This window comes from Chromobacterium sphagni, assembly GCF_001855555.1.
In the GTDB taxonomy this organism is placed as follows: Bacteria; Pseudomonadota; Gammaproteobacteria; order Burkholderiales; family Chromobacteriaceae; genus Chromobacterium; species Chromobacterium sphagni.
Genome location: NZ_MKCT01000013.1, coordinates 34,408 through 60,292, shown reverse-complemented (window position 1 = coordinate 60,292; position 25,885 = coordinate 34,408). Strand labels below are relative to the sequence as shown.

At 65.3% G+C, this 25,885-nt stretch carries 26 protein-coding genes and 2 pseudogenes; 8 read left to right on the top strand and 20 right to left on the bottom strand.

Annotated features, from left to right (window positions below):
* Positions 1-65: 65 nt before the first annotated feature.
* The 7 genes from BI344_RS07610 to BI344_RS07580 are packed head-to-tail and all read right to left on the bottom strand — an operon-like array spanning position 66 to position 7,949.
* Positions 66-806, bottom strand: coding sequence for a TatD family hydrolase (locus BI344_RS07610; RefSeq protein ID WP_206600344.1), 741 nt, complete (start codon positions 804-806; stop codon positions 66-68).
* Positions 793-1,485: an EboA domain-containing protein gene (locus tag BI344_RS07605; protein WP_071112370.1), complete on the bottom strand. Its 693-nt coding sequence runs from the start codon at positions 1,483-1,485 to the stop codon at positions 793-795. The genes BI344_RS07610 and BI344_RS07605 overlap by 14 nt, the downstream gene beginning before the upstream one ends.
* A 25-nt stretch (positions 1,486-1,510) precedes the next feature.
* Positions 1,511-2,362 (bottom strand): UbiA family prenyltransferase, encoded by an 852-nt coding sequence (locus tag BI344_RS07600; RefSeq protein ID WP_083338892.1) that lies wholly within the window; start codon positions 2,360-2,362, stop codon positions 1,511-1,513.
* On the bottom strand, positions 2,359-3,573 hold the full coding sequence (gene eboE, locus BI344_RS07595; RefSeq protein ID WP_071112368.1) for a metabolite traffic protein EboE: 1,215 nt from the start codon (positions 3,571-3,573) through the stop codon (positions 2,359-2,361). Before eboE ends, BI344_RS07600 begins: the two co-directional genes overlap by 4 nt.
* Positions 3,570-4,784 carry a 3-dehydroquinate synthase gene (locus BI344_RS07590; RefSeq protein WP_071112367.1) on the bottom strand — a complete coding sequence of 405 codons (1,215 nt, stop codon included), beginning with the start codon at positions 4,782-4,784 and terminating at the stop codon, positions 3,570-3,572. Before BI344_RS07590 ends, eboE begins: the two co-directional genes overlap by 4 nt.
* 38 nt (positions 4,785-4,822) lie before the next feature.
* Positions 4,823-5,923: a ferritin-like domain-containing protein gene (locus BI344_RS07585; RefSeq protein WP_071112366.1), complete on the bottom strand. Its 1,101-nt coding sequence runs from the start codon at positions 5,921-5,923 to the stop codon at positions 4,823-4,825.
* A gap of 10 nt (positions 5,924-5,933) precedes the next feature.
* Entirely contained in the window at positions 5,934-7,949 is a 2,016-nt protein-coding gene (locus tag BI344_RS07580) for a hypothetical protein (protein ID WP_071112365.1), read from the bottom strand.
* Positions 7,950-8,212: 263 nt separating this feature from the next.
* On the opposite strand from BI344_RS07580, the gene BI344_RS07575 reads away from it, so the two are divergent.
* The 3 genes from BI344_RS07575 to BI344_RS07565 all read left to right on the top strand — a co-directional run bounded on the left by BI344_RS07575 (position 8,213) and on the right by BI344_RS07565 (position 11,495).
* The gene (locus tag BI344_RS07575) at positions 8,213-8,815 is read left to right on the top strand and encodes a phosphatase PAP2 family protein (RefSeq protein ID WP_071112364.1); all 603 of its coding nucleotides are present in this window, start codon (positions 8,213-8,215) and stop codon (positions 8,813-8,815) included.
* 49 nt (positions 8,816-8,864) lie between these two features.
* On the top strand, positions 8,865-10,094 hold the full coding sequence (locus BI344_RS07570) for an MFS transporter (protein ID WP_071112374.1): 1,230 nt from the start codon (positions 8,865-8,867) through the stop codon (positions 10,092-10,094).
* Between the two features lie 108 nt (positions 10,095-10,202).
* Positions 10,203-11,495 (top strand): L-cysteine desulfidase family protein, encoded by a 1,293-nt coding sequence (locus BI344_RS07565; RefSeq protein WP_095210799.1) that lies wholly within the window; start codon positions 10,203-10,205, stop codon positions 11,493-11,495.
* 64 nt (positions 11,496-11,559) lie between these two features.
* Here BI344_RS07565 and BI344_RS07560 read toward each other — a convergent pair whose 3' ends face one another.
* From BI344_RS07560 to BI344_RS25765, 6 genes and pseudogenes are all read right to left on the bottom strand, one after another.
* Entirely contained in the window at positions 11,560-12,489 is a 930-nt protein-coding gene (locus BI344_RS07560; protein ID WP_071112362.1) for a CysB family HTH-type transcriptional regulator, read from the bottom strand.
* Positions 12,486-13,565 (bottom strand): sulfate/molybdate ABC transporter ATP-binding protein, encoded by a 1,080-nt coding sequence (locus BI344_RS07555; RefSeq protein ID WP_071112361.1) that lies wholly within the window; start codon positions 13,563-13,565, stop codon positions 12,486-12,488. The genes BI344_RS07560 and BI344_RS07555 overlap by 4 nt, the downstream gene beginning before the upstream one ends.
* 1 nt (position 13,566) lies before the next feature.
* Positions 13,567-14,444 (bottom strand): annotated as a pseudogene (gene cysW / locus BI344_RS07550) (sulfate ABC transporter permease subunit CysW).
* The gene (gene cysT / locus BI344_RS07545) at positions 14,444-15,259 is read right to left on the bottom strand and encodes a sulfate ABC transporter permease subunit CysT (RefSeq protein ID WP_277620434.1); all 816 of its coding nucleotides are present in this window, start codon (positions 15,257-15,259) and stop codon (positions 14,444-14,446) included. The pseudogene cysW and the gene cysT overlap by 1 nt, the downstream one beginning before the upstream one ends.
* Before the next feature lie 208 nt (positions 15,260-15,467).
* Complete coding sequence (locus BI344_RS25770; protein ID WP_277620433.1) at positions 15,468-15,602, bottom strand: hypothetical protein; 135 nt, start codon at positions 15,600-15,602, stop codon at positions 15,468-15,470.
* Positions 15,566-16,098, bottom strand: a pseudogene (locus BI344_RS25765) (sulfate ABC transporter substrate-binding protein). Before BI344_RS25765 ends, BI344_RS25770 begins: the two are co-directional and overlap by 37 nt.
* 574 nt (positions 16,099-16,672) lie before the next feature.
* Here BI344_RS25765 and BI344_RS07535 point away from each other — a divergent pair.
* The 4 genes from BI344_RS07535 to BI344_RS07520 all read left to right on the top strand — a co-directional run bounded on the left by BI344_RS07535 (position 16,673) and on the right by BI344_RS07520 (position 19,170).
* Complete coding sequence (locus BI344_RS07535; RefSeq protein ID WP_158021045.1) at positions 16,673-17,548, top strand: EAL domain-containing protein; 876 nt, start codon at positions 16,673-16,675, stop codon at positions 17,546-17,548.
* 67 nt (positions 17,549-17,615) lie between these two features.
* Positions 17,616-17,816: a hypothetical protein gene (locus tag BI344_RS07530; protein WP_139166921.1), complete on the top strand. Its 201-nt coding sequence runs from the start codon at positions 17,616-17,618 to the stop codon at positions 17,814-17,816.
* Between the two features lie 65 nt (positions 17,817-17,881).
* Entirely contained in the window at positions 17,882-18,826 is a 945-nt protein-coding gene (locus BI344_RS22770; RefSeq protein WP_241499278.1) for a GNAT family N-acetyltransferase, read from the top strand.
* A gap of 32 nt (positions 18,827-18,858) precedes the next feature.
* On the top strand, positions 18,859-19,170 hold the full coding sequence (locus tag BI344_RS07520) for a P-loop nucleotide/nucleoside kinase family protein (protein ID WP_071112357.1): 312 nt from the start codon (positions 18,859-18,861) through the stop codon (positions 19,168-19,170).
* Positions 19,171-19,182: 12 nt separating this feature from the next.
* Here BI344_RS07520 and BI344_RS07515 read toward each other — a convergent pair whose 3' ends face one another.
* Positions 19,183-19,860 carry a TetR/AcrR family transcriptional regulator gene (locus BI344_RS07515; RefSeq protein WP_071112372.1) on the bottom strand — a complete coding sequence of 226 codons (678 nt, stop codon included), beginning with the start codon at positions 19,858-19,860 and terminating at the stop codon, positions 19,183-19,185.
* Positions 19,861-20,011: 151 nt separating this feature from the next.
* Here BI344_RS07515 and BI344_RS07510 point away from each other — a divergent pair, with 151 nt between their 5' ends.
* Positions 20,012-20,692: a DAPG hydrolase family protein gene (locus BI344_RS07510; RefSeq protein WP_071112356.1), complete on the top strand. Its 681-nt coding sequence runs from the start codon at positions 20,012-20,014 to the stop codon at positions 20,690-20,692.
* A 64-nt stretch (positions 20,693-20,756) separates the two neighbouring features.
* Here BI344_RS07510 and BI344_RS07505 read toward each other — a convergent pair whose 3' ends face one another.
* The 6 genes from BI344_RS07505 to BI344_RS07480 are packed head-to-tail and all read right to left on the bottom strand — an operon-like array spanning position 20,757 to position 25,885.
* Entirely contained in the window at positions 20,757-21,320 is a 564-nt protein-coding gene (locus tag BI344_RS07505; RefSeq protein ID WP_083370118.1) for a phosphonate degradation HD-domain oxygenase, read from the bottom strand.
* Complete coding sequence (locus BI344_RS07500) at positions 21,320-22,462, bottom strand: alpha-D-ribose 1-methylphosphonate 5-triphosphate diphosphatase (protein ID WP_071112355.1); 1,143 nt, start codon at positions 22,460-22,462, stop codon at positions 21,320-21,322. Before BI344_RS07500 ends, BI344_RS07505 begins: the two co-directional genes overlap by 1 nt.
* Positions 22,459-23,166, bottom strand: a complete 708-nt coding sequence (gene phnL, locus BI344_RS07495) for a phosphonate C-P lyase system protein PhnL (protein WP_071112354.1) — start codon at positions 23,164-23,166, stop codon at positions 22,459-22,461. Before phnL ends, BI344_RS07500 begins: the two co-directional genes overlap by 4 nt.
* A 4-nt stretch (positions 23,167-23,170) precedes the next feature.
* Positions 23,171-23,944 carry a phosphonate C-P lyase system protein PhnK gene (gene phnK, locus BI344_RS07490; protein WP_071112353.1) on the bottom strand — a complete coding sequence of 258 codons (774 nt, stop codon included), beginning with the start codon at positions 23,942-23,944 and terminating at the stop codon, positions 23,171-23,173.
* Entirely contained in the window at positions 23,941-24,807 is an 867-nt protein-coding gene (locus BI344_RS07485; RefSeq protein WP_071112352.1) for an alpha-D-ribose 1-methylphosphonate 5-phosphate C-P-lyase PhnJ, read from the bottom strand. The genes phnK and BI344_RS07485 overlap by 4 nt, the downstream gene beginning before the upstream one ends.
* Positions 24,800-25,885 carry a carbon-phosphorus lyase complex subunit gene (locus tag BI344_RS07480; RefSeq protein ID WP_071112351.1) on the bottom strand — a complete coding sequence of 362 codons (1,086 nt, stop codon included), beginning with the start codon at positions 25,883-25,885 and terminating at the stop codon, positions 24,800-24,802. The genes BI344_RS07485 and BI344_RS07480 overlap by 8 nt, the downstream gene beginning before the upstream one ends.

The following is a 25,885-nucleotide window of genomic DNA, read 5'->3' as shown; positions in this document are numbered from 1 at the left end:
AGCTCTCGCTTCTGCGATGTCCAGCCTGCCGCTTTGCGTGAAGAAGCGGATGGGGTTGCGCCAGACTATGGTTCGATGTCGCGTTCGCTGATGCCGGCCTGGCGGAAGGCGTGAACGGTTTTGGGGACTTTCAGCGGATCGCTGATGCCCCAGTCGGCGGCGCTGTTGATGATGATGCGCTCGCTGCCGTATTGCTGTACCAGTGCCACCATCCTGGGCTCGCTCATTTTGGTGTTGGGGTAGATTGAGTGGCCTGCCCAACAGCCGCTGTCCAGCACCCGCGGCAGGGTTTCCTCGGTGTTGTGGTCGATCAGCACCATTTCCTCGGCAATGCCGCTGTCGCGCACCAGATCCAGGCTGCGGATGGTGCCGGCTTTCTTGTCGCGGTGCGGGGTATGCACCAGCACTGGCAACTGGTGCTTGATGGCCAGCTCCAGCTGCAGTTGGAAGTAGCGTTCTTCCGCCGCGGTTTCATCGTCGAATCCTATCTCGCCCACCGCCACCACGCCGTCCTTGTCCAGGTAGCGGTCCAGCAACGCGATCACGCCATCGGCGACATCGGCGTTGTTGGTTTCCTTCGGGTTGAGGCCCAGCGTGCAAAAGTGGCGGATGCCGAATTGGCTGGCGCGGAAGCGTTCCCAGCCCAGCAACGACAGGAAATAATCTTCGAAGGTGCCGACATGGGTGCGCGGCTGGCCCATCCAGAAGGCGGGCTCGACGATGGCGTGTATGCCTTCGCGGCGCATGGCCTGGTAGTCGTCGGTGGTGCGCGAACTCATGTGGATGTGCGGATCAAACATTTTCATGGCAGCTTCCTTTCAGGATCAGGTAAATGTCGTCGGGTAGGTCGGACTGGGTGGCTCGCCGCTCGCTGGCCAGGTCTGCCGCCATCTGGCGCAACTGGGGGGTCAGGCGTTGCTGCAGCCCGTGGATTCGCGATAGCGGGGTGCGGGTGAACAAGGCCTTGAGCACCATCTGGTTGAAGTTCAATTCCGGGAAAAAGCGCGCCGGATAGCTGTTTTCGCAGGCGATGGCTTCAAAGCATCCCTGGATGTGGCTGCGGCAGGCGTCGACGGCTAAGGTCAGGTGGCGTTCGGGATCGGGCAGCAGTGGCAAGGCGCGCAGCAGGCTTTGCTGTTCGCTGGCGTCGCCGCCCCGGTACAGGCGGAGCAACCATTGATCCGCCTGCGCGCGGTCCATTCCGGGCAGGGTCCGCAGCAGCAACAGCAGCCGGCCTATGTCGCCGGCTTGCCAATCCTGCTGCGCGACGGCTCCGGCGCGCAGTAGTTCCTCCTGCAGTTGCTGCGGCAGCTGGATCAGCGGTTTCAGACTGCGGGCGCTGGTGCTGTAAAGCTGCTGCAGCGCATCGGTGTCCGGCAGCGACGCCAGCGCGGGAGGCAATTTTTCCAGCCATTGCCGGGGCGTCTTCGCGGTGAGGGGGCCGATGGTCCGTTCGATTTGCTGCTGGATGATGTCGCTGAGCATGGCAGGCTCCAGGTCGGGCGCGCAGTCAGGTACCCGCGATGCGTTGTTGGAACTGTGTGGTGAGAAGGAAGGCGAGCGCGCCGGCCAGCGCCCATGACGGCATGTCGTGCGCCGCCATCAGCAGGGCGTCGCTCAGCGAGATGCCGGCTATCAGCCCCCCTACCGCTGTGCGGATGTCGCGCTGGCGACGGAACATCGCCAGCCAGACGCAGCGTCCCACCCAGAGCAGAAACAGGCCGAGGCAGATCAGCAACGGCCAGCTTGGCGGTCCCAGCGGCAGGCATAGCAGCGGGGCGGCCAGGCCCAGCAGGGGGAGCAGCCGCTGGATGCGGCCCTGGTTTTCATGCTTGGCGGCGTAGGTCAGGCCTATCAGATAGGCCAGAAGCACGCTGGCGCCCAGCCAGACGGGAGGGGGAAGCCGGCCCCCGGTCACCGCCAGCGCGGAGGTGATGTAGACCAGCGCGCGGCAGAGCCCCATGATCAGCGGACTGAAAGCGTTCCGCTTGTGGTGCAGATCGTACAGCAGCACGCAGCCGGCCAGCAGCAGCCCCGCAATCAAGGATGCCCGGCCCATGCAGGCGAGCAGCGATATGCCGGCGCCCAGCATGGCGAAACCGCTGGCGAATACCGCCAAGGGGCTGACCTGCCCGGAGGGAATCGGCCGTTCCGGCCGTTCGACCGCGTCGATGCGGCGGTCGAAGGCGTCGTTGAGGAACATGCCGGCAGTGTAGATCAGCGATAGCGCCAACAGCAGCAGCAACAGGGTGGCGGGCGGCGGCAGCTGGCCGGACAGCGCGGCGCCGGCGGCGACATTGCTCCATACCGTAGGCAGGTTGGATATCCGTCCCAGTCGCGATGCGACGCGCCAGTTGATCATTGTAGCTGCTCCTTCACCCATTTCAATTCGCGGCATATCGCATCGACCAGGTTGCCGTCCCGGAATGCCGGCGGCAGCACGTGCCAGCTGTAGGTTTCCACTTCTAGGTGGCTGGTCAGCGCTTGGCGGCGATGGCGTGCCAGCACTTGCCGCACGCAGTCCTGGGTGCTGGAGAAGTCGCCCAACTGCCGGGTCCACAGCGGCACGTGGAAATGGATGCGCCATTCGGCGCCATAGGCTTGTTCCAGGTATTCCAGCGCGGCAGGCAGGTCGTCGAAGCGTCTCAGCCCGGATGGCGTGCGCTGCACCACCTGGTGCAGATAGTGGTCTTCGGCGAACGAGCGGAGTTGGGCGCGATGGGAGGGTTGGACCCTGTCCAGCTTGAGGCCGGCGCTCAGTTGCAGCTTCACCAGGGCGATGCCGGCGGAGCTCAACTGCTGCAGGCTGGCTTCGATGTCTTCAAACTCCACGGCGGCGTGGCAGCAGTCCAGACAAACGCCGAGATGGCGCCGCAGCAACGTTTCCGCATGATTCGGCGGGCATTGGCATAGCTCCGCCAGACGGCGCAGCGCCTGCGGGGTGAGCAGATGCCGTTGGAAGAAGCCGATGGCGTCGGCGGTGGTTTCCAGCAGGCATTCCGGTTCCGGCTCCAGCGCCAGGCGGATGCAGCGGCCGCTTTCCATATGCAGTCGATGCAGGATGGCAGCATGTTGCAGCAGTTGTTCGGCTATGGGCTGCGCGTCCTGGGCCGGATGGTCCAGATGCGCGGCATAGGCGCCGGGCAGCGTGCTGATGCTGCCGTCGATGTCCGGCGGCAATAGCCGGCAGAGCAGCCGCGCCAGCCGGTTGCTGTATGCCAGGCGTTCCGGGTGGCGCCAGTCTGGCAGATAGACCCGGCGTTTGGTGCCCGCGCCATGAAATTGGCCATAGGGGAAGCCGTTGAGGGTGAAGACGTACAGCTGGTGGCGCGATAGAAACTGGATGAATTCCGGCAGCCGCTCCGGCTGATCTTCCAATTGCCGCGCGGCCAGCTCTGACAGGCGCAGGCCCACGCCGAAGGGCATGCCGGGCGAGGCCTGCGCCCTGATTTCCGGCAGGTATTTGCCCAGCGCCGCGCGCGTCTCCTCCCAGCTGTCTCCGGGATGGATATTGGTGCAGTAGCACAGGTGGCCCAGGTCGGCCGCCGGCGTTTCGGCGGTGGCGAGCCTCATGCGCAGGCCTCTGGGATGCCGTGCTTGAGCCAGCTTATGCTGCTTGCCAGCAGCGGCTTGTCGATCTGATGAACCTCCACGCCATGGCCCAGATCCTGCAGCAGGGTGATGGTCAGTTCGCCGCCCAGATGTTCGCGGAATTCGTCCAGGCCGCTCAGCAGCTGGTATTGGCCCTGGCCGTCGCGCAATTCCAGCAGCGGGGTCCAGAGCGTGAAGCCCAGTTTTTCCAGCAATAGGCATAGCTGATTGGCGGCTTGGACCGGCAGCAGCCCGCACAGGACCGCGTAACAGGTGTCCAGCGCCATGCCGATGGCTACCGCCTCGCCGTGGCTGAGCTGGTATTTGCTCATGGACTCCAGCTTGTGGGCCGCCCAGTGGCCGAAATCCAGCGGCCTGGCGCTGCCGAATTCGAATGGGTCGCCGGCGCCGGCGATGTGCCGCAGATGCAGCTCCGCGCAGCGGCGTATCATCCATTGGCAGGCTTCGTCTTCGCCCTGGCGCAAGGCCATGGCGTGTTCCTGCAGCCAGCGGAAGAAGTCTATGTCGCGGATGGCAGCCACCTTCACCGCCTCGGCCATGCCGGAAATCCGGGCGCGCACGGGGAGGGTGAGGATGAAGTCGTAGTCATTTATCACGGCATGGGGCGGCGTGAAGCTGCCCAGGAAGTTTTTGCTGCCGAAGGCGTTGACAGCGGTTTTGACGCCTACGCCAGAGTCGTTCTGCGCCAGCACCGTGGTGGGGACGCGGATGGTGCGGATGCCGCGGTGGGCGGTGGCGGCGGCGAAGCCCGCCATATCCAGCAGCGCGCCACCGCCGACGATGACGACGTAGCTGTGGCGGTCGATATGCTCGTCATGCAGCCATTGTTGCAACGCCTCCAGCATGGCGGGGTGGTTCTTGACCAGTTCGCCGCCGGGCAGCACGCGCGGCGGGGCGGCTAGTTGCAGTCGGTCGCGGTGATGGTCTGCGTAGCGTTCGAAGTCGGTTGCCAGGTCTGGGTGGTGCCGGGCGACGCCTTGGTCGATGATCACGACAAAGCGGTGCCGGATGTGGGGTTCGTGCCGGCAGATGGCGTGGCGCAGCGTGTGGTTGTCCGCTTGCAGCAGCTTGCGGGTGAACAGCACCGGATATTCGAAGGAAACGCTGAAACGCTGATGCACCGCGTCGCAGGGAAGGTCCTCGGTCTGCTGGCTATTGTCCAGTTCTGGCATATGGCGCGCGCTCCGGAGTGGAAGGGACAGGCTGGGGCTTAGTCGTAGCCCATGCCGTTCTGCACATTGCGATAGACGAAGGCCAGTCCGATCGGAGGCTTGTTGGTTTGGCCGCTTTCATTGCCAAGCAGCATGGAGGGGTTCATCAGGCTGGCCGACAGCACCTTCAGATCGAACATCAGGCCGATGGCGGCGTCCATCTGCCCCGGTTCACCGTTGAAGGCGCGGTGCAAGCTGTTGAGCAGGCTGCTGTAGCTGTAGGCGAAACGCTCTATCAGCGTGCGCTCCTGGCTGTTTTCCGGGTAGTCCTCCGGCTTGGGTGTGGGAGGCATCGGCCATACGCCTTCCGGATTGAACGGGATGGGCTTGCCGCCGAAACAGTAGCCGTCGCCTTCGGGACAGGGCGTGATGCCGCGCTGATGGACGATGGACTCGAACTTGTAGTAGTGGGCCAGGTCCTGCAGCTTCTCTGGCGCATTGGGGTCCTGGTAGGGCATGGAGTGGGTGCCTTCGCCCTGGGTGATGATCACGTCTATCGCCGCCTGGGCGCTGTCCACGTCGGTGATAGGAAACAGCACCTTGGGCGGGAAGTAGCCCAGCACTTGTTGTTCCAGCTGGCCGAATTGCAACTGATCCCGCAGCTCGTCCAGCTTGAGCTTGATGCTGTCGTAGAACTCGCCGATGGTGTGGAACTGCGGCCCCGCCTGGCCTGCCGCGTATAGGCGCCGCAACTCGTGGATCGGTATCGGATCGGTTGGCTCCTCTATCGCCATGAAAGTGTCGCGCGCCAGTTCCAGGCTGAAGGCCTCGATGCCGACGATCAGGTCGTTACCGATGCTCATTGGCAGCGGGCCGGGGTATTTGGGGATGAAGCCCGGCGTATTGATGCGTGGATGGCCGCCTATGGCGATCAGGATGTTGGCGGAGATGGTCATGTGCAGCATCTCTTCCATCACGATGCCGTGGATCAGCTGGGAGATTTCGCGATTGGTGGTCGGTTTCAGCGACAGCATCGCCGTCAGATAGGGCGGGATGGTGCTGTGTTCCAGCTCTATTGCCTTCTGCAGATAGAAGTGAAGCTGCGCCGGCGTGGTGACGTTGAGCAGGTCCTGGATGAATTTCGGGTCGATCTTGAACATGGCAGGTCCTCTATTTGGTCGTTTGCTGGCTGGGGGATTCGGCGACTCGGGCCTGTCGCTGCTGGTGGGCCTCTTTCTCCCGCAGTTCTATCTCGATGATTTCCGGTTCCGGCTGTCCTGCCTGGGTTTGTTGTGCTTCCTGTTCTGGGGGCATCGCGCTCAACCAGGAGAGCAGCATTTCGCGCTTGGCGTCGGACAGGTCGCGCGACACCGGCATGTAGTTGGGGTCGGTCGGCGGTAGCGAGAACGCCAGCAGCAGCGCCCGGCGGTGGGTTCGGACCGATTCGTAGTTGCCCAGGTCCACCAGATGGCGGCTCATGATCGGATACAGGTTGCCGTATTGCTGCAGGATGGGCTGGATGTCGCGCTCCCAAGTCGGCTGCTGCGGCACTTCCACCTTGTTGAAGACCAGCAGGCTGACGAAATTCCAGTAGCTGCAGTATGGCCCGCCGGGCGCGGTCTCCATCCGGCCGGCGCGGGTGCCCGGCGGCGGCTGGAAATCGTAGCTGAGCGCGTACAGCTGGCCGTCTATATAGCCGCGAGGCGCTTCGCCCAGCGGCGGCGATGCCAGCAGCGTCAGCGTGCCCTTGCCGTAGAAGTCGGTTTCTACCTGATCCGGCACATGCAGGCTGGCCTCGGGAAAGCCCACTTGCGGTGTGTGCACCGGGGGCGTCAGCGAATTGTCTCCCATGCCGGTGCCGCCCATTGGATTGCTGTTGGGATTGCCTGGCGGCAACTGCCAGACGTACAGGCTGGTGGCCAGCGGCTTGCCGAATTGGCTGGCATAGAAATCCACCGGCTGCGGCTGGTCCGGGTTCAGGCGGAACACATGGCCGTCGGCCCGCGCATACTGCCCATTGGCGGCTTCGTAGGTGAGTACCGGGTAGTTGCCGCTGCTTTGTTGCGGCCCAAGCAGCAGCAGCGGGCGCTGTTGCAGATAGGAGGCGATGCGCTTCTTGTTGTCGGCGTCGTCGGCGCTGTCCCCGGCACCGACGGCGTAACAGAAGCCCTGGATGCCGGCGGTGCGGGTGTACCAGCCCTCATGCAGATAGTCGACCGTGCCTAGCGGGGCGAACTGGCTGGCAGACACGCTTTTCGGAATGGCATCTACGCTGTCTATCAGCAGCGCCAGCGTCAGCGTGCCGATATTGTGTAGCTGGCCGGTGGCGTTGGTGATGGGCAGCGCCAGGCCGAAATCGGCGTAAAGGGTTTGCTGTTCGGCGCGATTGACGCACTGGAAGCCATAAACCCCGCCCAGCGGCTGGGTGGGGAAGGGCGCGCCGTTCGGCGTGGTGGGTTGCAGCGGGGTGGTCAGATGGCGGCCCATCACGAAATGCTTGGGCTCCTTGCTGCGGCAGGGACCGATGCTGCCGCTGAGCAGGCCCATGGTGAAGCGCTGGCTCTGGTTGTCGCGGGTATAGCCGTATAGATTGAAGTTGATCGACAACAGGCCTTCCTCGCTGGCCGCGCGCAGCGCCTCCAGCACCGGCGAGCCGGTACCGTCTTGCCAGGCCACGTCGTGCAGGATGGACTGGTAGCTGGCGGCCATGGGTTGTTCCCACTGGCTTTGTTGGTTGAGTTGGCGCCGCCACAGGTTCATCAATGCCACCGGCAGCAGATCGCCGCAAAACAGCGCGCGTTCGGTCGGGCTCGCCAGCCGTACTTGCACGCCCCACAGCTGGGAGACGTACTGCATTTGCGGGTCCAGATCGACGATCTTGCCCGGCGCCTGCCGGTCGGCGTTTTCCACCCGCAGGCCGATCACCGGGTCTTGCTCCGGGCTGGTGAGCAGTTGATCGCCCAGCTGAGCCCCGGTGATCTTGCATTCTATGAAGCGGAAGATGCCGGTGCCTTCCGGATTCCAGTAGCCTTCCGCGCCTTCCGGCCCGTCGCCCGGGTAATGTTGTTGCTGATATTCCGGGCGGAAAGCTTCGTTGTCGTAATAACGGACGTCGTTGTTGACGGTGGACGGATCCGCCTGGAATACGCCGGTGAAGTTGATGCGCGGGGCGTCTAGATAACTCATGCCTGTTCCTTCGGAGGAGGGGGTTGGTTAAGCCGGGACCCTCAGCCAGAATAGGGGGGGCTTGTCATGACATGCAAATTGCCTGGACTGTACTTTGGTGCAGGTGGAAGCTTTTCCGCGGCAAGCCAGGACCGTAATCCACCTGCTAATGCATATGGTATTTTTGTTCTGACAGGAACCAAGTGGATCCGATTCGCCCTAATATGGCACCCCTTTGACTTTCACGATGCCGGGCAGCCACGCCCGGCTTGATCCGCATCCGAATGGCTTTCATCGAATCCCTGAATCAATCGTTGTTCCTGCTGATCAACGCCACGCCTGAAACCGCGCCGCTGGCCATCAAGGCAGCTACCTTCATCGCCAAGGACCTGTTGTTGCTGCTGCCGGTGCTGCTCGGCTCGATCTGGCTGTGGGGTCGTCCCGCGTTGCGGGATACCGTGCTGAAGTCTTGCCTGCTGACGGGCGTCGCCTTGCTCGGCAACTGGCTTATCGGCCTTGTCTGGCCCCATCCCCGGCCGTTTGCCATGCCGATCGGCCACGCCTTCCTGCTGCATGACGCCACGCCGTCCTTCCCCAGCAATCACGGCACCATTTTCGCTATGATGGCGCTGTGCTGGTGGTTCAGTCCGGCGTGGGGCTGGGGCTGGGTGCTGGCCATCGTTGGCGCCGCGGTGGCTTGGGCGCGGGTTTTTCTTGGCGTGCATTTCCCCCTCGATATGCTGGGCGCCTTGCTGGTGTCCATCTTCTGGTACGCTGTCTTGTCGCCGGCATGGGCGCGGCAGAACCGGGCGCCGACCGCGGCGCTGGAGTCGCTGTACCGTCGCCTGCTGGCCAAACCTATCGCAGCCGGGCTGATCAGGCGCTGAATCTGACAGCGGCAAGATGTTTTCCGGCTGGCATGCTACGGGAACCTTCATGCCGCGCTTCTTCCGACAGTTTTTGTCTCCCGGCCCGCGCAGCGACAGGCCGGCCATTCCTGCAGGCGTTTGGGTGCTCGGCGCGGTCAGCCTGCTGATGGATGTTTCGTCGGAGCTGGCGCACAGCCTGCTGCCCTTGTTTCTGGCCGGCATGCTGGGCGTGCCGATGTTGACGATAGGCTTGATCGAGGGCGTCGCCGAAGCCACCGCGCTGATCTGCAAGGTGTTTTCCGGCGCGCTCAGCGACTGGCTGGGGCGGCGCAAGCCGCTGGTATTGCTCGGCTATGGTCTGGCCGCGCTATCCAAGCCACTGTTCCCGTTGGCCCATTCGGCTTCCACCGTGCTGTTGGCGCGCTTTGTCGACCGCATGGGCAAGGGCATCCGCGGCGCGCCGCGCGATGCGCTGATCGCCGAAATCACTCCTCCCGCCATCCGCGGCGCCAGTTTCGGCCTGCGCCAGAGCATGGACACCACCGGCGCGCTGCTGGGACCGCTGCTGGCGATCGCCCTGATGTATCTCTACCGCGACGACATTCGCAGTGTTTTGTGGTGGTCGTTGTTGCCGGCAGGGCTGGCGGTGTTCGCCATCGTTTTCTGGGTGCGGGAGCCGATTGCGTCCGGCGTGCGCGTCAGCCGGCCGCTGGCGTTGTCCCACGCGGCGCTGCGGCGGTTTCCCGCCGCATTCTGGGGCGTGGTGCTGTTGGGGGCGGTGTTCACCCTGGCCCGCTTCAGCGAGGCTTTTCTGGTGCTGCGCGGCTCGCAGCTGGGTTTGCCGCTGGCCTGGGCGCCGCTGTCGATGGCGGCGATGTCGGCCAGCTACGCGTTGAGCGCCTATCCGCTGGGCTGGTTGTCCGACCACGTCCGCCGCGGTCATCTGCTGCAGCTTTCCCTGTCGATCCTGATTCTGGCCGACCTGGCCTTGGGCCTGGCTTCCGGCGTGCCTTTGCTGCTGCTCGGCGCGTTGCTGTGGGGGCTGCACCTGGGCTGCAGCCAGGGTTTGCTATCGGCGCTGGTGGCGGATCATGTGCCTACGGGGCTGGAAGGCTCGGCCTTCGGTCTGTTCAATCTGTTTGCCGGAGCGGCAACCTTGCTGGCCAGCGCGGTGGCCGGCGGCGTCTGGCAATGGCTGGGCGCAGAGGCCACATTCTACGGCGGCGCAGGGTTTGCCGTGCTGGCCTTGCTGCTGTCGGCCGGGCTTGGCAAAAACCTGGATGCGGGATGCGATTGATGCCGGACAGCTTGCCTGTTTTTTAAGCACACGTCTGTCGTGGATGATGGTAAAGTAATCTGAAAGTTATTTACTTATACCAATTTGTTTTGTGTCGGTGGAATGAGCATGTCAGAACGTGAAGCAAGTCTGTGGCCTGAGTTCGTCAAGGCCCTGAAGCAGGAGGTGGTGCCGGCGCTGGGCTGTACCGAGCCGATCTCGCTGGCGCTGGCCGCGGCGATGGCCGCCCGCCAGTTGGGCAGGACGCCGGAGCGCATCGATGCGCTGGTGTCGCCTAATCTGATGAAGAACGGCATGGCCGTCACCGTGCCCGGCACCGGGACCCTGGGTCTGGCTATCGCGGCGGCGGTGGGCGCGCTGGGCGGCGACCCGGACGGCAAGCTGGAGGTGCTGAAAGGCCTGACGGTGGAGCAGGTGGCGGCCGGCAAGCAGATGATAGCCGATGGCAGGATCAATCTGGGCGTAGCCAATGTGTCCAATCTGCTGTACGCCGAGGCCTGTGTCTGGCACGGCGACGAGTGCGCCCGGGTGGCGATTGCCGACGCCCACACCAATGTGGTGCGCATCGAGCGCAACGGCGAGATATTGCTGGAGGTGGACCCGGCCAACGCCAAGCCGTTGGAAAATTATGATCTGGGCGATGCCACCGCGAGCGACGTCTACGACTTCGCCACCCGCGCGCCGTATGAAATGATCGCCTTCATCCATCAGGCGGCGGTGCTCAACAGCGCGCTGGCGGACGAGGGCATGGGCGGCAAATACGGCCTGCACATCGGCGCCACCCTGCAGCGCCAGGTCGAGGCCGGCCTGTTGTCCGAAGGCCTGCTCACCCGCATCCTGACCCGCACCACCGCCGCGTCGGACGCGCGCATGGGCGGCGCCACGCTGCCGGCGATGAGTAACTCCGGCTCCGGCAACCAGGGTATCGCCGCTACCATGCCGGTGGTGGTGGTGGCCGAGCATCTGAAGGTTGACCAGGAGACGCTGGTGCGCGCGCTGGCGCTGTCGCACCTGATCGCCGTCTATATCCACATCCGCCTGCCCAAGCTGTCGGCGCTGTGCGCGGTCACCACCGCGTCTATGGGCGCGGGCGCGGGCATGGCCTATCTGCTGGACGGCAGCTACTCGGCGGTGAGCATGGCGATTTCCAGCATGATAGGCGATCTGGCCGGCATGATCTGCGACGGCGCGTCCAATAGCTGCGCGATGAAGGTGTCCACCTCGGCCGGCTCCGCCTACAAGGCGGTGCTGATGGCGCTGGACGGCACCCGCGTCACCGGCAACGAGGGCATCGTCGCCCACGACGTCGACCAGTCGATCGAGAACCTGGGCCGGCTGGCCAGCCGCGGCATGGTGGAGACCGACACCCAGATCCTGCAGATCATGATGCACAAGCGTTGAGCCGGCGTGTTCCAACGAAGAAGGCCCGGCATCGCCGGGCCTTTTTGCTTGCGGCGCGGGGCACCTATTCCTGCGTCGCCGGGCTCAGCGCCTGGCGCACGCTCTTTTCGTTCAGCGCCGGCGCGCACAGTTCGATGAAACGGTAGGCGTAGCTGCGCAGGTAATGGCCGCGGCGAATGGCGATGCGGCTGGTCTGCTGGCCGAACAAGGGCTCGCCGGCCACCACCTGCACGCCGTGGTCGCGCAGCGGGTCCACCGCCATCGAGGCGACGATGCCGACCCCTAGCTCCAGTTCGACGTAGGTCTTGATCACGTCGGCGTCCAGCGCCGCCATCACGATGTCCGGCGCCAGGCCGGCCTCGGCGAAGGCGCTGTCGATGCGGGCGCGGCCGGTGAAACCGTGGTGGTAGGTGACCAGCGGGTATTCCGCCAGCGTCTCCAGCGTCAGCTGCTGGCTGTGCAGCGGATGCTCCGGCGGGGCGATCACGCAGTGGTTCCAGCTGTAGTAGGGGAAGGATACCAGTTCCGAAACCTCCGTCACCGCCTCGGTGGCGATGCCGATGTCGGCGTCGCCGGCCAGCAGCAGGCGCACCAGCTCGTCCGGGCTGGCCTGGTGCAGTACCAGGTGCACGCGCGGGAAGGCGCGCTTGAAGGCGGTGACCACCTGCGGCAAGGCGTAGCGCGCCTGGGTATGGGTGGTGGCGATGGTTAGTTGCCCTTCGTCGCGCAGGCTGAACTGCTCGGCCAGGCGCTTGATGTTGCCTGCGTCCAGCAGCATGCGTTCCACGATGGTCAACAGCTCCTTGCCGGGGTCGGTCAGGCCGAGGAAACGCTTGCCCTTGCGGATGAACAGCTCCACGCCCAGTTCGTCCTCCAGATCCTTGATGTGCTTGCTGACGCCGGATTGCGAGGTGAACAGCGCGTTGGCGACTTCGGTCAGGTTGAAGCCTTGGCGCACGGTTTCGCGAATGATGCGCAGTTGCTGGAAATTCATGCTTCACCTGCCTGTGTCGTGGTGGCGAAAACCTTGGCGCTGCGCGCTTGCAGTCGCACCGGTTGGCCGGCCGCCAGGCTGGAGAGCAGCGGGTCGTCGGCTGGCAATTCGGCGTCGAATTGCTGGCCGGCCAGTTCGTCGCGGCCTTCCAGCTCTATTCGCGACAGAGCGCCCAGCGTCAGGATGCGTTGCACCTGGGCCGGCAGGCCCGCGCCATGGGCGTCGGGCAGGATGGCCAGCTCATGCGGGCGGACGAAGGCCTGCGCCTCCCGGCCTGGCGCCAGCTGGTGTTCTGCATCGAGCAGTGACGAGCCGACGATGATGCCGCCTGCGCGGCTGTGACCGGAAAAACGGTTGGCGCTGCCGAGGAAGCCATAGACGAAGGCGCTGGCCGGCTGGCGGTAGACCTCGGCCGGCGCGCCTATCTGTTCGACCTTGCCGTGGTTCATCAGCACTACCCGGTCGGCCACTTCCAGCGCCTCTTCCTGATCGTGGGTGACGAAGATGGAGGTGATGTGCAGCTCGTCGTGCAGCTTGCGCAGCCAGCGGCGCAATTCCTTGCGCACCTTGGCGTCCAGCGCGCCGAATGGTTCGTCCAGCAGCAGCACCCGCGGCTCCACCGCCAGCGCGCGCGCCAGGGCGATGCGCTGGCGCTGGCCGCCGGACAATTGCGCGGGGAAGCGGTCGGCCAGCCAGTCCAGCTGCACCAGATCCAGCAACTGGTGCACCTTGCGCGCGATCCCGGCTTCGGACGGACGTTCCTTGCGCGGCTTCATCCGCAGGCCGAATGCGACGTTGTCGAACACGCTCATGTGGCGGAACAAGGCGTAGTGCTGGAACACGAAGCCCACCTGGCGCTCGCGCACATGGGTGGCGGAGGCGTCGGCGCCGTCCAGCAGCACCTGGCCGCCATCGGCCTGTTCCAGGCCGGCGATGATGCGCAACAGCGTGGTCTTGCCGCAGCCGGACGGGCCCAGCAGCGCCACCAGCTCGCCGCTGGGGAAGTCCAGGCTGACGTCGTCCAGCGCGGTGAAGGCGCCGAAGGCCTTGCGGATATGGTTTACCTGTATGCTCATCTCAGTCTTCCTTGACGCTGCGCCATTCCACCCAGCTTTTCAGCGCCAGCGTGATCAGGGCCAGCATGGCCAGCAAGGACGCCACGGCGAAAGCCGCGGCGAAATTGTATTCGTTGTACAGAATTTCGACGTGCAGCGGCAGCGTGTTGGTTTCGCCGCGGATATGGCCGGACACCACCGACACCGCGCCGAACTCTCCCATGGCGCGGGCATTGCTCAGGATAATGCCGTATAGCAGCGCCCAGCGCACATTAGGCAGGGTGACATGCCACAGCACCTGCCAGCCGCGCGCGCCCAGCACCACCGCCGCTTCTTCCTCTTCGCGGCCTTGCGCCTCCAAAAGCGGAATCAGCTCGCGGGCGACGAAGGGCACGGTGACGAACAGCGTGGCCAGCACGATGCCGGGCACCGAGAAGATCACTTTCAGGCCGTATTCGGCCAGCCATTCTCCCAGCCAGCCGTGGTTGCCGAACACCAGCACGAAGATCAGGCCGGCCACCACCGGCGACACCGAAACGGCAGGTCTATCAGCGTGATCAACAGCTGCTTGCCGCGGAAGTCGAAGCGGGTGACCGCCCAGGCAGCGGCCACGCCGAACACCAGGTTGAGCGGCACCGAAACGCCGGCGGCCAGCAGCGTGAGCCGCACCGCCGCCAGCGCGTCCGGTTCGGCCAGCGCGTCGGCATAGGTTTTCCAGCCCTTGGCCAGCGCCTCGACGAACACCACGATCAGCGGCAACAGCAGGAAGACGGCGAAGAAACCCAACGCCAGCGTCAGTATCGCGCATTTCACCGCGCGCGACTCGCGGGTGGCCTGGCGGCTTTCCAGCAGCCCAGCCTTGTCGCGCGCCGGCAAGGCGTGGGTGGCGGCGCCGGCCATTACCGGCCTCCCGCGCGGCCATGGCGGCGCGCGCTCCACCACTGCAGGCCGTTGATGGCCAGCAGCAGCAGAAAGGACGCCAGCAGCATCACCGACGCGATGGCGGTGGCGCCGGCGTAATCGAATTGTTCCAGCTTGCTGATGATCATCAGCGGGGTGATTTCCGACACCATCGGGATGTTGCCGGCGATGAAGATCACCGAGCCGTATTCGCCCACTGCGCGGGCGAAGGCCAGCGCGAAGCCGGTGAGCAATGCTGGTTGCAGCGTGGGCAGGATCACGTGGCGGAACACCTGCCAGCGTTGCGCGCCCAGGCAGGCGGCGGCTTCCTCCAGTTCGGTCTCCAGATCTTCCAGCACCGGCTGCACCGTGCGCACGACGAAGGGCAGGCCGATGAAGACCAGCGCCACCAGCACGCCCAACGGGCCGAAGGCCACTTTCAGCCCCAGCGGCTCCAGATACTGCCCCAGCCAGCCGTTGCCGGCGTACAGCGCGGTAAGGGCGATGCCGGCCACCGCGGTCGGCAGCGCGAAGGGCAGGTCCACCAGCGCGTCGATCAGCCGTTTGCCGGGAAAGCGGTAGCGCACCAGCGACCAGGCCAGCAGCAGGCCGAACAGCGTGTTGACGGCGGCTGCCAGCAGCGCCATGCCGAAGCTCAGCCGGTACGAGGCCAGCACCCGCGGCGCGGTGGCGGCCTGCCAGAAGCTGTCCCACGGCTGGCTGCCGGCGCGCAGGATCACGGCGGACAGCGGAATCAGCACCAGCAGCGACAGATAGCTCAGCGTGAAGCCCAGCGACAGGCCGAAGCCCGGCAATACGCGCGGCGGCCGGGCGGCCGGAGGGAGGCAAGACTGGCGGGCATGGTGGATTCCATTTCATATAACCGAATAGACGATATCTGTGCCAGCTTTATTCTGAAAATAAGTATTTATTCAATGCTTATGCAATATTGTGCAAAGCGGCGCGGCGGCAAAACAAACCGCCCGGCGTTGGCGGCGGGCGGTTGCTTGAGTGGGCGCGGGCTTAGCGGGCGATGATCTGGTCGAACACCCCGCCATCGGCAAAGTGCGTTTTCTGCGCCTTCTGCCAGCCGCCGAACACCTGGTCTATGGTGAACAGCTTCACCTGGCTGAACTGGCCGGCGTACTTGGCCGCCACCTGCGGGTCGCGCGGGCGGTAGTAGTGCTTGGCGGCCAGGTTCTGGCCCTCCGGCTGTACAGGTACTTGAGATAGGCCTCGGCCACCTTGCGGGTGCCGCGCTTGTCCACCACCTTGTCCACCACGCTGACCGGCGGTTCTGCCAGGATGGAAATGGACGGGGTGACGATGTCGAACTTGTCCGGCCCCAGCTCGCGGGTGGCGAGATAAGCCTCGTTCTCCCACGACAGCAGCACGTCGCCGATGCCGCGTTGGGTGAAGGTGATCAGCGAGCCGCGCGCGCCGGAGTCCAGCACCTTCACATTGCCGTACAGCTTCTTGACGAAGTCCTTGGCCTTGGCGTCGTTGCCACCCGGCTGCTTCAGCGCGTAGCCCCAGGCCGCCAGATAGTTCCAGCGCGCGCCGCCGCCGGTCTTGGGATTGGGGTCACCACTTCCACGCCGGGCTTCACCAGGTCGTTCCAGTCCTTGATGTGCTTGGGATTGCCTTTGCGCACCAGGAACACGATGGTGGATGAGTAGGGCGAAGAATTATTGGGCAGGCGCTGCTGCCAGTTGGGGCGATGGATTTGGCCTGGCTGCTGATTTCGTCGATGTCGTAGGCCAGCGCCAGCGTCACCACGTCGGCGTCCAGCCCGTCTATCACCGAGCGCGCCTGCTTGCCGGAGCCGCCGTGCGATTGCTTGACGGTGACGGTTTCTCCGCTCTTGGCCTTCCAGTATTTGGCGAAGGAGGCGTTGAATTCCTGATACAGCTCGCGCGTCGGGTCGTAGGAGACATTGAGCAGGGTGACCTCGGCGAAGGCGGAGGCGCTGCCGGCAAGCAGCAGGGCGAGGGCGAGTCGATGCAATGGGCGCAGGCGCATGGCGGTTCCTGTTATGGATTCTGAACGATGGCCACACTGTAGAGTCCGGCTTGTCGGGATCGGAACCAAGAAAATCTGCAATGCAAATGCATATTTCAGCAAAAGACGGTATTTCAGCAAAGCTGATAGCCTTATCAGGAAACAATATATTCCAGCGTCAAACCCGGGCCTATATTAGCGCCAGTCCAACTCATCCGGTCCCGGCCATGAAACGATTCAAGCCCGCCAAACAATTGCCTGCCGGCTTCTCGCCCGCGATGCTGGCCGCCTGCCAGCAATTTTTGCAGCGGGAGGGCGTGTCTGCCAGGCTGCAGTGGAACGAGCAGGAGGTTTTCGCCAGCTTCGACGGCTGGTGGCTGAGCAGCAGTTTCATTCCGCAGGCGCGGCTGCGCGACGGACGCTGTCAATTGCTGCAATACGCGGCGCGGCTGCGCATCTTCGGCCAGTTTGGCCAGGCTTTGCCGGCCAACTGGCTGTTCGCGATGAATTACGCCGAGAGCAAGGCGGTGGCGCTGCTCAAGCTGATCCGCGCTCTGCACCTGGTCAACCACCTGGGCCGCAACGGCCGCCATCTGCCTTTGCGCATCGATGTCGATCCGCGGATCTGCCACGCCTACAGCGACCGCATCGTCGACTTCACCGCGCGGCTGCTGGAGGTGCTGGAGTTCCCCGCCAGCCAGGCGCCCTTGCTGCTGTTCCTCAACGGCAAGACCAGCGAGCTGGGCCTGTCGCTGTTGCGGCGCTACCGCCAGCACGGCCATAAGCTGGGCCTGGGCGATTTCGGCGAATGCCGGGAGGATTTGCTGCGGCTGTGGCGGTTGGAGCCGGATTTCCTGACGCTGGCGCCGCGCTTCATGGGCCGCGCCATCATGTATCCGCAGGTGCGCGACCGGCTGCTGCAACTGGTGCCGCAACTGGTGGAGCAGGGCTACGCGCTGGCGGTGGAGGACATCGTCTGCCAGAACATGCTGGGCCTGGCGCAGCAGATGGGAGCGGAACATCTGTCCGGGCCTTTGCTGTCGGAGCGTTTGCGCTTGCAAAAAGCCGCGCAGGCTGTGGATTTGAATGTCATTAATGTTTAAACTGTGGCCATTCTAAAGAAATTTCATGCGCGTCCCGGCGGGGCGGCATGACTGGCCGGGGGCCTGTATGACAAAGATGCTGATAGGGGTGTTGGCGGCCGCGGGCTTGTCCGGCTGCGTGATCGGCAATGGCGATGGCTATCGCGGCGCGGCGCAATTGCAGAGGATGACGGAGCAGGCGGTGAAAACCTGCGGCCAGGGCAAGGTCAAGTCGGTCAGCTACGGCAGCTTTACTTGCGCGGCTGCGGATGCCGGAGCGGTGAAATAAATGTTGGCGCCGCCGGCGCGTTGTCGGCTTGACGGCGCGGGCGGCAGGAGAATGTCTTGATCGTCGTGCGCTTGTTGCAAGCCGCTGACGCCGGGGCCTACCGCCAGATTCGTCTGGCCGCCGCCGCCGATGCGCCGGCGGCTATTGGTTTCAACCAGGATGAAATCGCCGCGCTGAGTCTGGATGATATCCGCAGCCAGATCGCGCCCGGAGCGTCGCAGGCGGTGTTCGGCGCGTTTGACGGCGTGACGCTGGTGGCCGTGGCGGCCCTGCGACGCCAGGCGCGCGCCAAACTATGTCACCGCGCGCTGGTGCAGGGCGTGTTCACCTTGCCGGCTTACCGCGGGCAGGGCATTGCCCGTCTGCTGATGCGGGCGATGCAGGAGCGGGCGCGCACCTGGCCGGGGCTGTTGTGGCTCAGCCTGGCGGTGCATGCCGGAAACGAGGCCGCTTCGTCGCTGTACCGTTCCTGCGGTTTTTGCCGCGTCGGCAGGGTGCCGGACGCGGTGCGGGTGGGCGACGATTTTGTCGATGAGGAGCTGATGGAGTGTCGGATCGATAGCGCTGCCGTTGACGCTAGAGCGCCGGCGGATGCTTGCGGCGGCGGTTACCAATTGCTGGAGGCCGTGCCGGATGCCGCCACTTACCGGCATTTGCGCGAGGCTGCCGGCTTAAGCCCCAAAACCGAAGAGGCCGCCCGCCGCGGCTTGGCCGGCACCCTGTTCGCGGTGCTGGTCCGAGAAGGGGGTGAAACCATCGGCATGGGCCGGGTGATAGGCGATGGCGGCAGTTTCTACCAGGTGGTGGACATCGCGGTCTTGCCCGGGCATCAGGGCAAGGGGCTGGGCAAGCGCATCATGGCCGCGATCAGTGGCTATATCGAGCGCGAGGCGCCGCCTAGCGCCTACATCAGCCTGATCGCCGACGGCGACGCGCAGCATCTGTATTCCCAGTACGGCTTCGTCCACACCGCGCCCAAGTCGGTGGGCATGGCCATGTTAAAGCACTGATTCCGCCAGCCGGCGGCGTTCTTTGCAAGGCCATGACGATGATCAAGCCGCATCTGATGTTCGGCCCGCAAGGTGCCGGCAAGTCCACCCACACTCGCGGCGCCGGTCAGGCGGTGCATCTGGTGATAGATGACTGGATGGGACAGTTGTATGGCCCGGATCTGCCACAGCCGCTGGATTTCTTCTGGGTAATGGCGAGGGTGGCGCGGCGCAATGCCGCCAGGGGCCAGACTTTTGCCTTTGAAGTGACGCCGGCGATGTTCGCGACGATGGAGGCGCAGTTCGAGCCGGCCACCGCCGACGAGTTTGCCATGGCCGAGATAGTCGTTACCGACCAAGTGTAAGGCCGCCCACTGTCAATCCTGCCGTCCGTCCGGCTTCATTCCCGCATAGCACAACTTCACCGCCGCCTGGATGCGGGCGCGCGTCTTGTCGTCCATGCCTGGCGGCGCCAGTCCCAGCGCCATCTGCCGCAGCGGCTCCGCTATGGTCATCGCCAGCAGCAGGCCCGCAGTGGTCTCCGTATCGTCGAATCGCAGCCGTCCGCGGCGGCGCTGCCGTTCCAGCCAGTCGGCCAGCAAGGCGGTGCTATGGCGGATGCCATGTTCGGTATAGGCGGCCAGCGCCTGTTCGCGTCCCGGAAAGTCATTGATCAATAGCCTGAACATCCCTACTGCCTGTTGCGACAGCACGCGGCCGGCAATAGTGGCCAGCAGGATTTCCAGAGTTTGCTGCAGGTTGTCCGGGTCTGCCGCCGGAGCTTGCAGCGCGGCGGCGAAGGCTTCGGTCCAATTGTCGATGATGGCGGCCAGCAATTCCTCGCTGTTGGCGGCAAAGCGGTAAACCGTCTTTTTGGCCACTTTGGCTTGCTTGGCCACCGCCTCCATGGTGGCGGCGTGATAACCCTTATCCAGCAGCAGCTGGGCAGCGGCTTCCAATACCTGCTGTTTCATTTCTTGCTCGGGAGCGGCGGGGCGGCCTCTGGGGCGCGCCGCGGCGTTGTCCGGCTGCGAGACCTGTTTTCTGATTGACATCGTGCGCATGCTCGCTCAATATGGAAACGTATTGTGTTTCTTAATTAAAGTGTGCGGCGGAGGTGCCTGGCTGCTGGCCAGGCATGGAGGCTTCAGAGGCCGCCATGGTGTTGAGCCGCTTATCAAGCGCAAGGAGTGTACTGTGAATACTATGGAACACGCATGTTCAGTTGTGTCCGGCCTGCATGACGATATGTTGTCGCCGGCACCGATGCCGTTGGAAATGGGCATTCAGCGCCTGCCGGACGGCCGTTTGCAGGTGGCGGCGCGGACAGAGCTGCCGAACTGCGCCGGCAGGATGCTTGACTGGTGGTTCAAGTTCTTCGATACCACCCAGCATATCCGTTGGTGGCATCCGCACGACCATCACACCTTGCATGGCTGGGACGCCAGCAGGGAAAAGGGAGTGAGTTTCATTGGCGCGACCGTCCGCGCGGTGGAGTCGTTGGGCGAAATTCCGCCGGTGGCGGCGGTGCTGAAGTTTCATGATCCCAAGCTATTCTTCACCGACGCGGCGCTGGCGAACGCATGGAAGCGGCGCGAGGTGTCGGGGCTGGTGTGCGCGCGCATCGCATTCGGCGACGAGCCGAGGCTGGACGCCAGCGGCGACCCTTTGGATGGCGAGATGATCCATCTGGCGCGGGATACCTCCCATGGCGCGGTGCTGCGCAGCCGTTTCGTGCTGGGAGCGTCCGGCCAAAGGGTGCCGGACATGCTGGGGTTGGAGCTGATGCGGCATTGCTACAACGAATTCAGCTGCCTGGCGCGCTTCCTGCCTTCGCTCTACTACGGCGAGCACGCCAATGGCGAGAAGGGCCCGCTGGCCTGGTGACGCAATCAAAGGCCGCCTCGGCGCAATGCCCGCGGCGAGGCAGTTTGGCGATTGCCGACGCTTGTCAGGCTTGGGCGCGCTGATTGGCCAGATGCCCGGCCATCAGCGGCCAGATCCACTCGACCTGGTCCAGACTCCAGCCGCCGTCCTTGGCGGCCTCGTCCAGCCGGCGCAGTTGCAGGATGTCGGCCAGGTCCGGCAGTTGCGAGAACGCGTCCGCCTCTTCGGCCGTCATCGGTCCGCCCTGGTAGTCCAGCGTGGCGGCGCTGGCCGGCGACAACTGCGCCAGGTATTGCGGATCGGCTGCGCACAGATAGCGCTTGGCCGGCACGTGCATCGCCACCAGATGCGCGACCCGCGGCGAAAAGCCCAGTTCCAGCAGGTAGTCGCGCCCCAGCCGGTCGTGCGCCATCGCGCCGTAGCCGCCCATGCTCCGGCAGCCGTCATGCTCCAGCAGGTGGCCGATGTCGTGCAGGAAGGCGGCCAGCGCGATTTCATCGTCGCAGCCCCAGTCGCGCGCCAGCGTGGCGGCCTGGACCGCGTGGTCCAGCTGGGTGACCGCTTCGCCATAATGCCGCTGGCCGTGGCTGAGCAGCAACTGGCGGACGGCGCGGATGCTGTGGTCCATCAGAACACCCTCCGTCCGGCTTTCCACACTTGCCGCACCAGCGGGACGTCGCCATGCAGGCGCGCTTCTACCAGGTCGGCGCGCTGGCCGACGGCGATGCGACCGCGGTCGTGCAGGCCCACCGCGCGCGCCGGGTTGACGGTGACGGTGGCGATGGCGTGGTCCAGGCTCCAGCCGGCCTCGCGTTCCAGCAAGTAGGCGGCGTGCAGCAGGCTGGCCGGCACGTAATCGGACGACAGGATGTCCAGGAGGCCGCGGCGCGCCAGTTCCAGAGCGGCCACATTGCCGGAGTGCGAGCCGCCGCGCACCACATTGGGCGCGCCCATCACGGTTTGCACGCCGTGCGCGCGGGCGGCCTGGGCCGCCTCCAGCGTGGTGGGGAATTCCGAGATCGCCACGCCGTCGCGCAGCGCCTCGGCGATATGGCCGGCGTCGGTGTCGTCGTGGCTGGCCAGCGCGATGCCGCGCGTGCGCGCCATCTCCACTACCGCCTGCTTGTGCCGCGCCGCGTACTCGGCCTGCTTGGCGCGGCGCTCGTCAACCGCGGCGAGGAAGGTGTCTTCGGTCCAGCCCACCTTTTTCTTGCCGTAGTACTTCTTGTATTGCTCCAGGTCTCGGTACTGGCGCTGGCCTGGAGTGTGGTCCATCACCGATACCAGCTTCACCGCCGGGTGGCCGATCAGCGGTTCCAGTTCTTGCAACAGCTGCGGGAAGGCCAGTTCGCAGCGCAGGTGGAACAGGTGCTCGGCGCGCAGCGCGTCGCCGCGCATGCCCTGGTCTATCGCGGCGAAGGAGCTGTGCAGCGTGTCCAGCCGCACGCTTTCGCCCTCCAGGTCGCCCACCGCCAGCGCGTCCAGCACCGTGGTGATGCCGGCGGCCACGCATTGCGCGTCGTGGGTGATCACCGCCGGCAGTATCGGCCACAGCACGCCGTTGCGCGGCATCAGGTGCTTTTCCAGATTGTCGGTGTGGATTTCGGTGAGGCCCGGCAGCAGGTCGGCGCCGGCCAGGTCTTCTCCTTGTCCGGCGGGCAGCGGCTGTTGATGGATGGCGCTGATCACGCCGTTGTCGATTTCCAGCGCGCCGCGCTCGATGACGCCGTCGGCCAGAATCAGGCGGGCGTGGTTGAATATCTGTTTCATGCGGTGGTTTCCTGTGCGACGGCCAGCGGCACGTCGAAAATGCGGTCGGCGACGGCGTCGCGGGTGGATTCGTCGTGGAAGATGCCCACCAGCGCCGCGCCGCGCTGCTTCGCCTCGCGCATCAATTCTATAACCACCTGGCGGTTGGCGGCGTCCAGCGAGGCGGTGGGTTCGTCCAGCAGCAGGATGGGGCGCGGCGCGATCATGCCGTGCGCGATGTTGACGCGCTGCTGCTCGCCGCCGGAGAAGGTTGCCGGGGGCAGGCTCCACAGCCGCTCGGCGATGTTCAGCCGCGCCAGCCATGCGCCGGCGCTTCGCCTGGCCTCGTTCTCGGCCGCGCCCCATTCCAGCAGCGGCTCGGCCACGATGTCCAGCGCCGACACCCGCGGGATCACCCGCAGGAACTGGCTGACATAGCCCAGCGTATGGCGGCGCACTTCGGCGATTTCATGCGGCAGCGCGCGGGCCATGTCCACCCAGCCGCCGTGGTGGCGGATGCGGATGCTGCCTCGCTGCACCAGGTAGTTGGCGTACAGCGCCTTGAGCAGGGTGCTCTTGCCGGCGCCGGACGGGCCGGCCAGCGCCACGCACTCGCCGGCGGCAACCTGCAGTGAGATGTCGGCCAGCACCGGCAATCTCAGTTCGTCCTGCTGGTGCAGGACGAAGGTTTTGGACAGTTGGGATGCGTCTATCAGTAGCGTCATGATTTCAGGCCTGCAGGATGGAGGACACCAGGAGCTGGCTGTAGGGGTGCTGCGGATCGTCCAGGATCTGGTCGGTGAGGCCGGCTTCCACCACGCGGCCCCGCTGCATCACCAGCGTGCGCTGCGCCAGCAGCCGCGCCACGCCCAGATCGTGGGTGACCATGATCACGGCGATGCCGGTGTCGTGCACCAGGCGGCGGGTGAGATCGAGGAAGCGCGCCTGCACCGACACGTCCAGCCCGCCGGTGGGCTCGTCCATGAACACCAGCCGCGGCCGGGTGACCAGGTTGCGGGCGATCTGCAGCCGCTGCTGCATGCCGCCGGAGAAGGCGCTGGGCCTGTCGTCCAGCCGTTCGCGGCTGATCTCCACCTTTTCCAGCCAGTCGCCGGCGGTTTGCCGCAGCCGGCCGTAGTGGCGCTCGCCCAGCGCCATCAGCCGCTCGCTGACGTTGGCGCCGGCGGAGACGTTCATGCGCAGGCCGTCGCGGGCGTGCTGAGTGACGAAGCCCCATTCGCTGCGCGCCAGGCGGCGGCGCTCGGCTTCGGCCAGCTTGGTCAATTCGTGGCTGCGGCCATCGCGGTCGCGAAAGCGCACGCTGCCGGCGTCCGCCGCCAGCCGGCCGGCCAGCGTGGACAGCAGCGTGGATTTGCCGGAGCCGGATTCGCCGACTATGCACAGCACTTCGCCTTGGTACAGATCGAAATCGATGCCGAAGCAGCCCTGGCCGTTGCCGTAGTCCTTGGCCAGGCCGCTGACGGAAAGTATGGCCTGATTCATTGCGCGTTCTCCTGGCCTTGCCGGCGGTCCTGGCAGTAATCGGTGTCGGAGCAGACGTAGGTCCGGCTGCCGGCGTCGTCGGTGACGATCTCGTCCAGGTAGCTTGCGTCCGAGGCGCACAGCGCGCAGCGGTGCTGCCAGCTTTGCGCCTCGAACGGGTGGTCGTCGAAGGCCAGGCTTTCCACCCGGGTATGGGGCGGTATCGCGTACAGGCGCTTCTCGCGGCCGGCGCCGAACAGCAGCAGCGCCGGGCTTCTGTCCAGCTTGGGGTTGTCGAACTTGGGTATCGGCGATGGCGAGGCCAGATACCTGCTGTTCACCAGCACCGGGTAGTCGTAGCTGGTGGCGATGTGGCCGAAGCGGGCGATGTCCTCGTACAGCTTGACGTGCATCAGGCCGTATTCCTGGTGGGCGTGCAGCTTGCGGGTTTCCACCTCGCTGGCTTCCAGCGTGCGCAGCGGTTCCGGCTCCGGAACCTGGAACACCATGATCTGGCCGGCCGCCAGCGGCGTTTCCGGAATGCGGTGGCGGGTCTGGATCACGCTGGCCTCGACGGTGCGGCTAGTGGTTGCCACGCCGGCGACGCGGGCGAAGAAGCGGCGGATGTTGACGGCGTTGGTGGTGTCGTCGGCGCCCTGGTCTATCACCTTGAGCACGTCGTCGCGGCCTATGATGCTGGCGGTCAGCTGGATGCCGCCGGTGCCCCAGCCGTAGGGCAGCGGCATTTCGCGGCTGCCGAACGGCACCTGGTAGCCGGGGATGGCCACCGCCTTCAACAGCCCGCGGCGCAGCATGCGCTTGGTGTTTTCGTCCAGAAAGCCGAAGTTGTACTGCCACTGGCCGTGGTTGCGGACTTCAGTCATGGGTTGGCTCCTGAGGGTTCTGCGCGCGCAGCGCGCGGATCAGCGACAGCTCGGCCTGGAAGTCGACGTAATGCGGCAGCTTCAGATGCTGGACGAAGCCGGAGGCCTCGACGTTGTCGCTGTGGCACAGAGCGAATTCCGCTTGCTGGGCCGGGGCGTGGGCGGCTTCGCCCAGTTCTTCCGCGCGCAGGCTGCGGTCCACCAGCGCCATCGCCATCGCCTTGCGCTCGGCCTCGCCGAAGCTGAGGCCGTAGCCGCGGGTGAATTGCGGCGGCGCGCGCTTGCTGCCGCCGAACTGGTTGATCATCTGGCATTCGGTCAGCGTGATCTCGCCGATGTCTATCTCGAAGCCCAGCTCTTCAGGGCAGACGAAGACGCTGACCTCGCCCATGCGGATCTCGCCGGCGAAGGGATGGCTTTCGGCGTAGCCGCGCTGGGTGGAGTAGGCCAGGCCCAGCAGCCAGCCTTCGTCGCCGCGCGCCAGGTTCTGCAGCCGCGCCGGGCGGCCGGCCGGGAACATCAGCGGTTCGCGGGTCAGGTCTACCGGATCCGGGTCGCCGGCCGGAGGCAGGTCGGCTTCGATCAGTCCTTCGCGGTCCAGCACCTCCAGCACGCAGGGCAGCGCGTCCGGCAGCGGCGCGGCGGCACGCGCCGGCTGAGCCGGAACGGACGGCTCTGCCAGGGAAAAGTCCAGCAGGCGCTGGGTGTAGTCGGCGGTGGGGCCGAGGATCTGGCCGCCAGGCACGTCCTTGAAAGTGCCGGACACGCGGCGGCGCACCCGCATCGCGGCGGTGTCCAGCGGCAGGCTGCTGGCGAAGCGCGGCAGCGTGGTGCGGAAGGCGCGCAGCAGGAAGATGGCTTCCATGCTGTCGCCGGCCGCCTGTTTCAGCGCCAGCGCCGCCAGTTCCTCGTCGTACAGCGAGCCTTCCTGCATCACCCGCGCCACCGCCAGCCGCATCTGCTGGCGGATTTGGGCAAGCGTCAATTCCGGCACGGACTCGTCGCCGCGGCGCGCGGCGGCCAGCAAGTCCCAGGAGCGGGCGATGGCGGTTTCTCCGCCCTTTACGGCAACGTACAT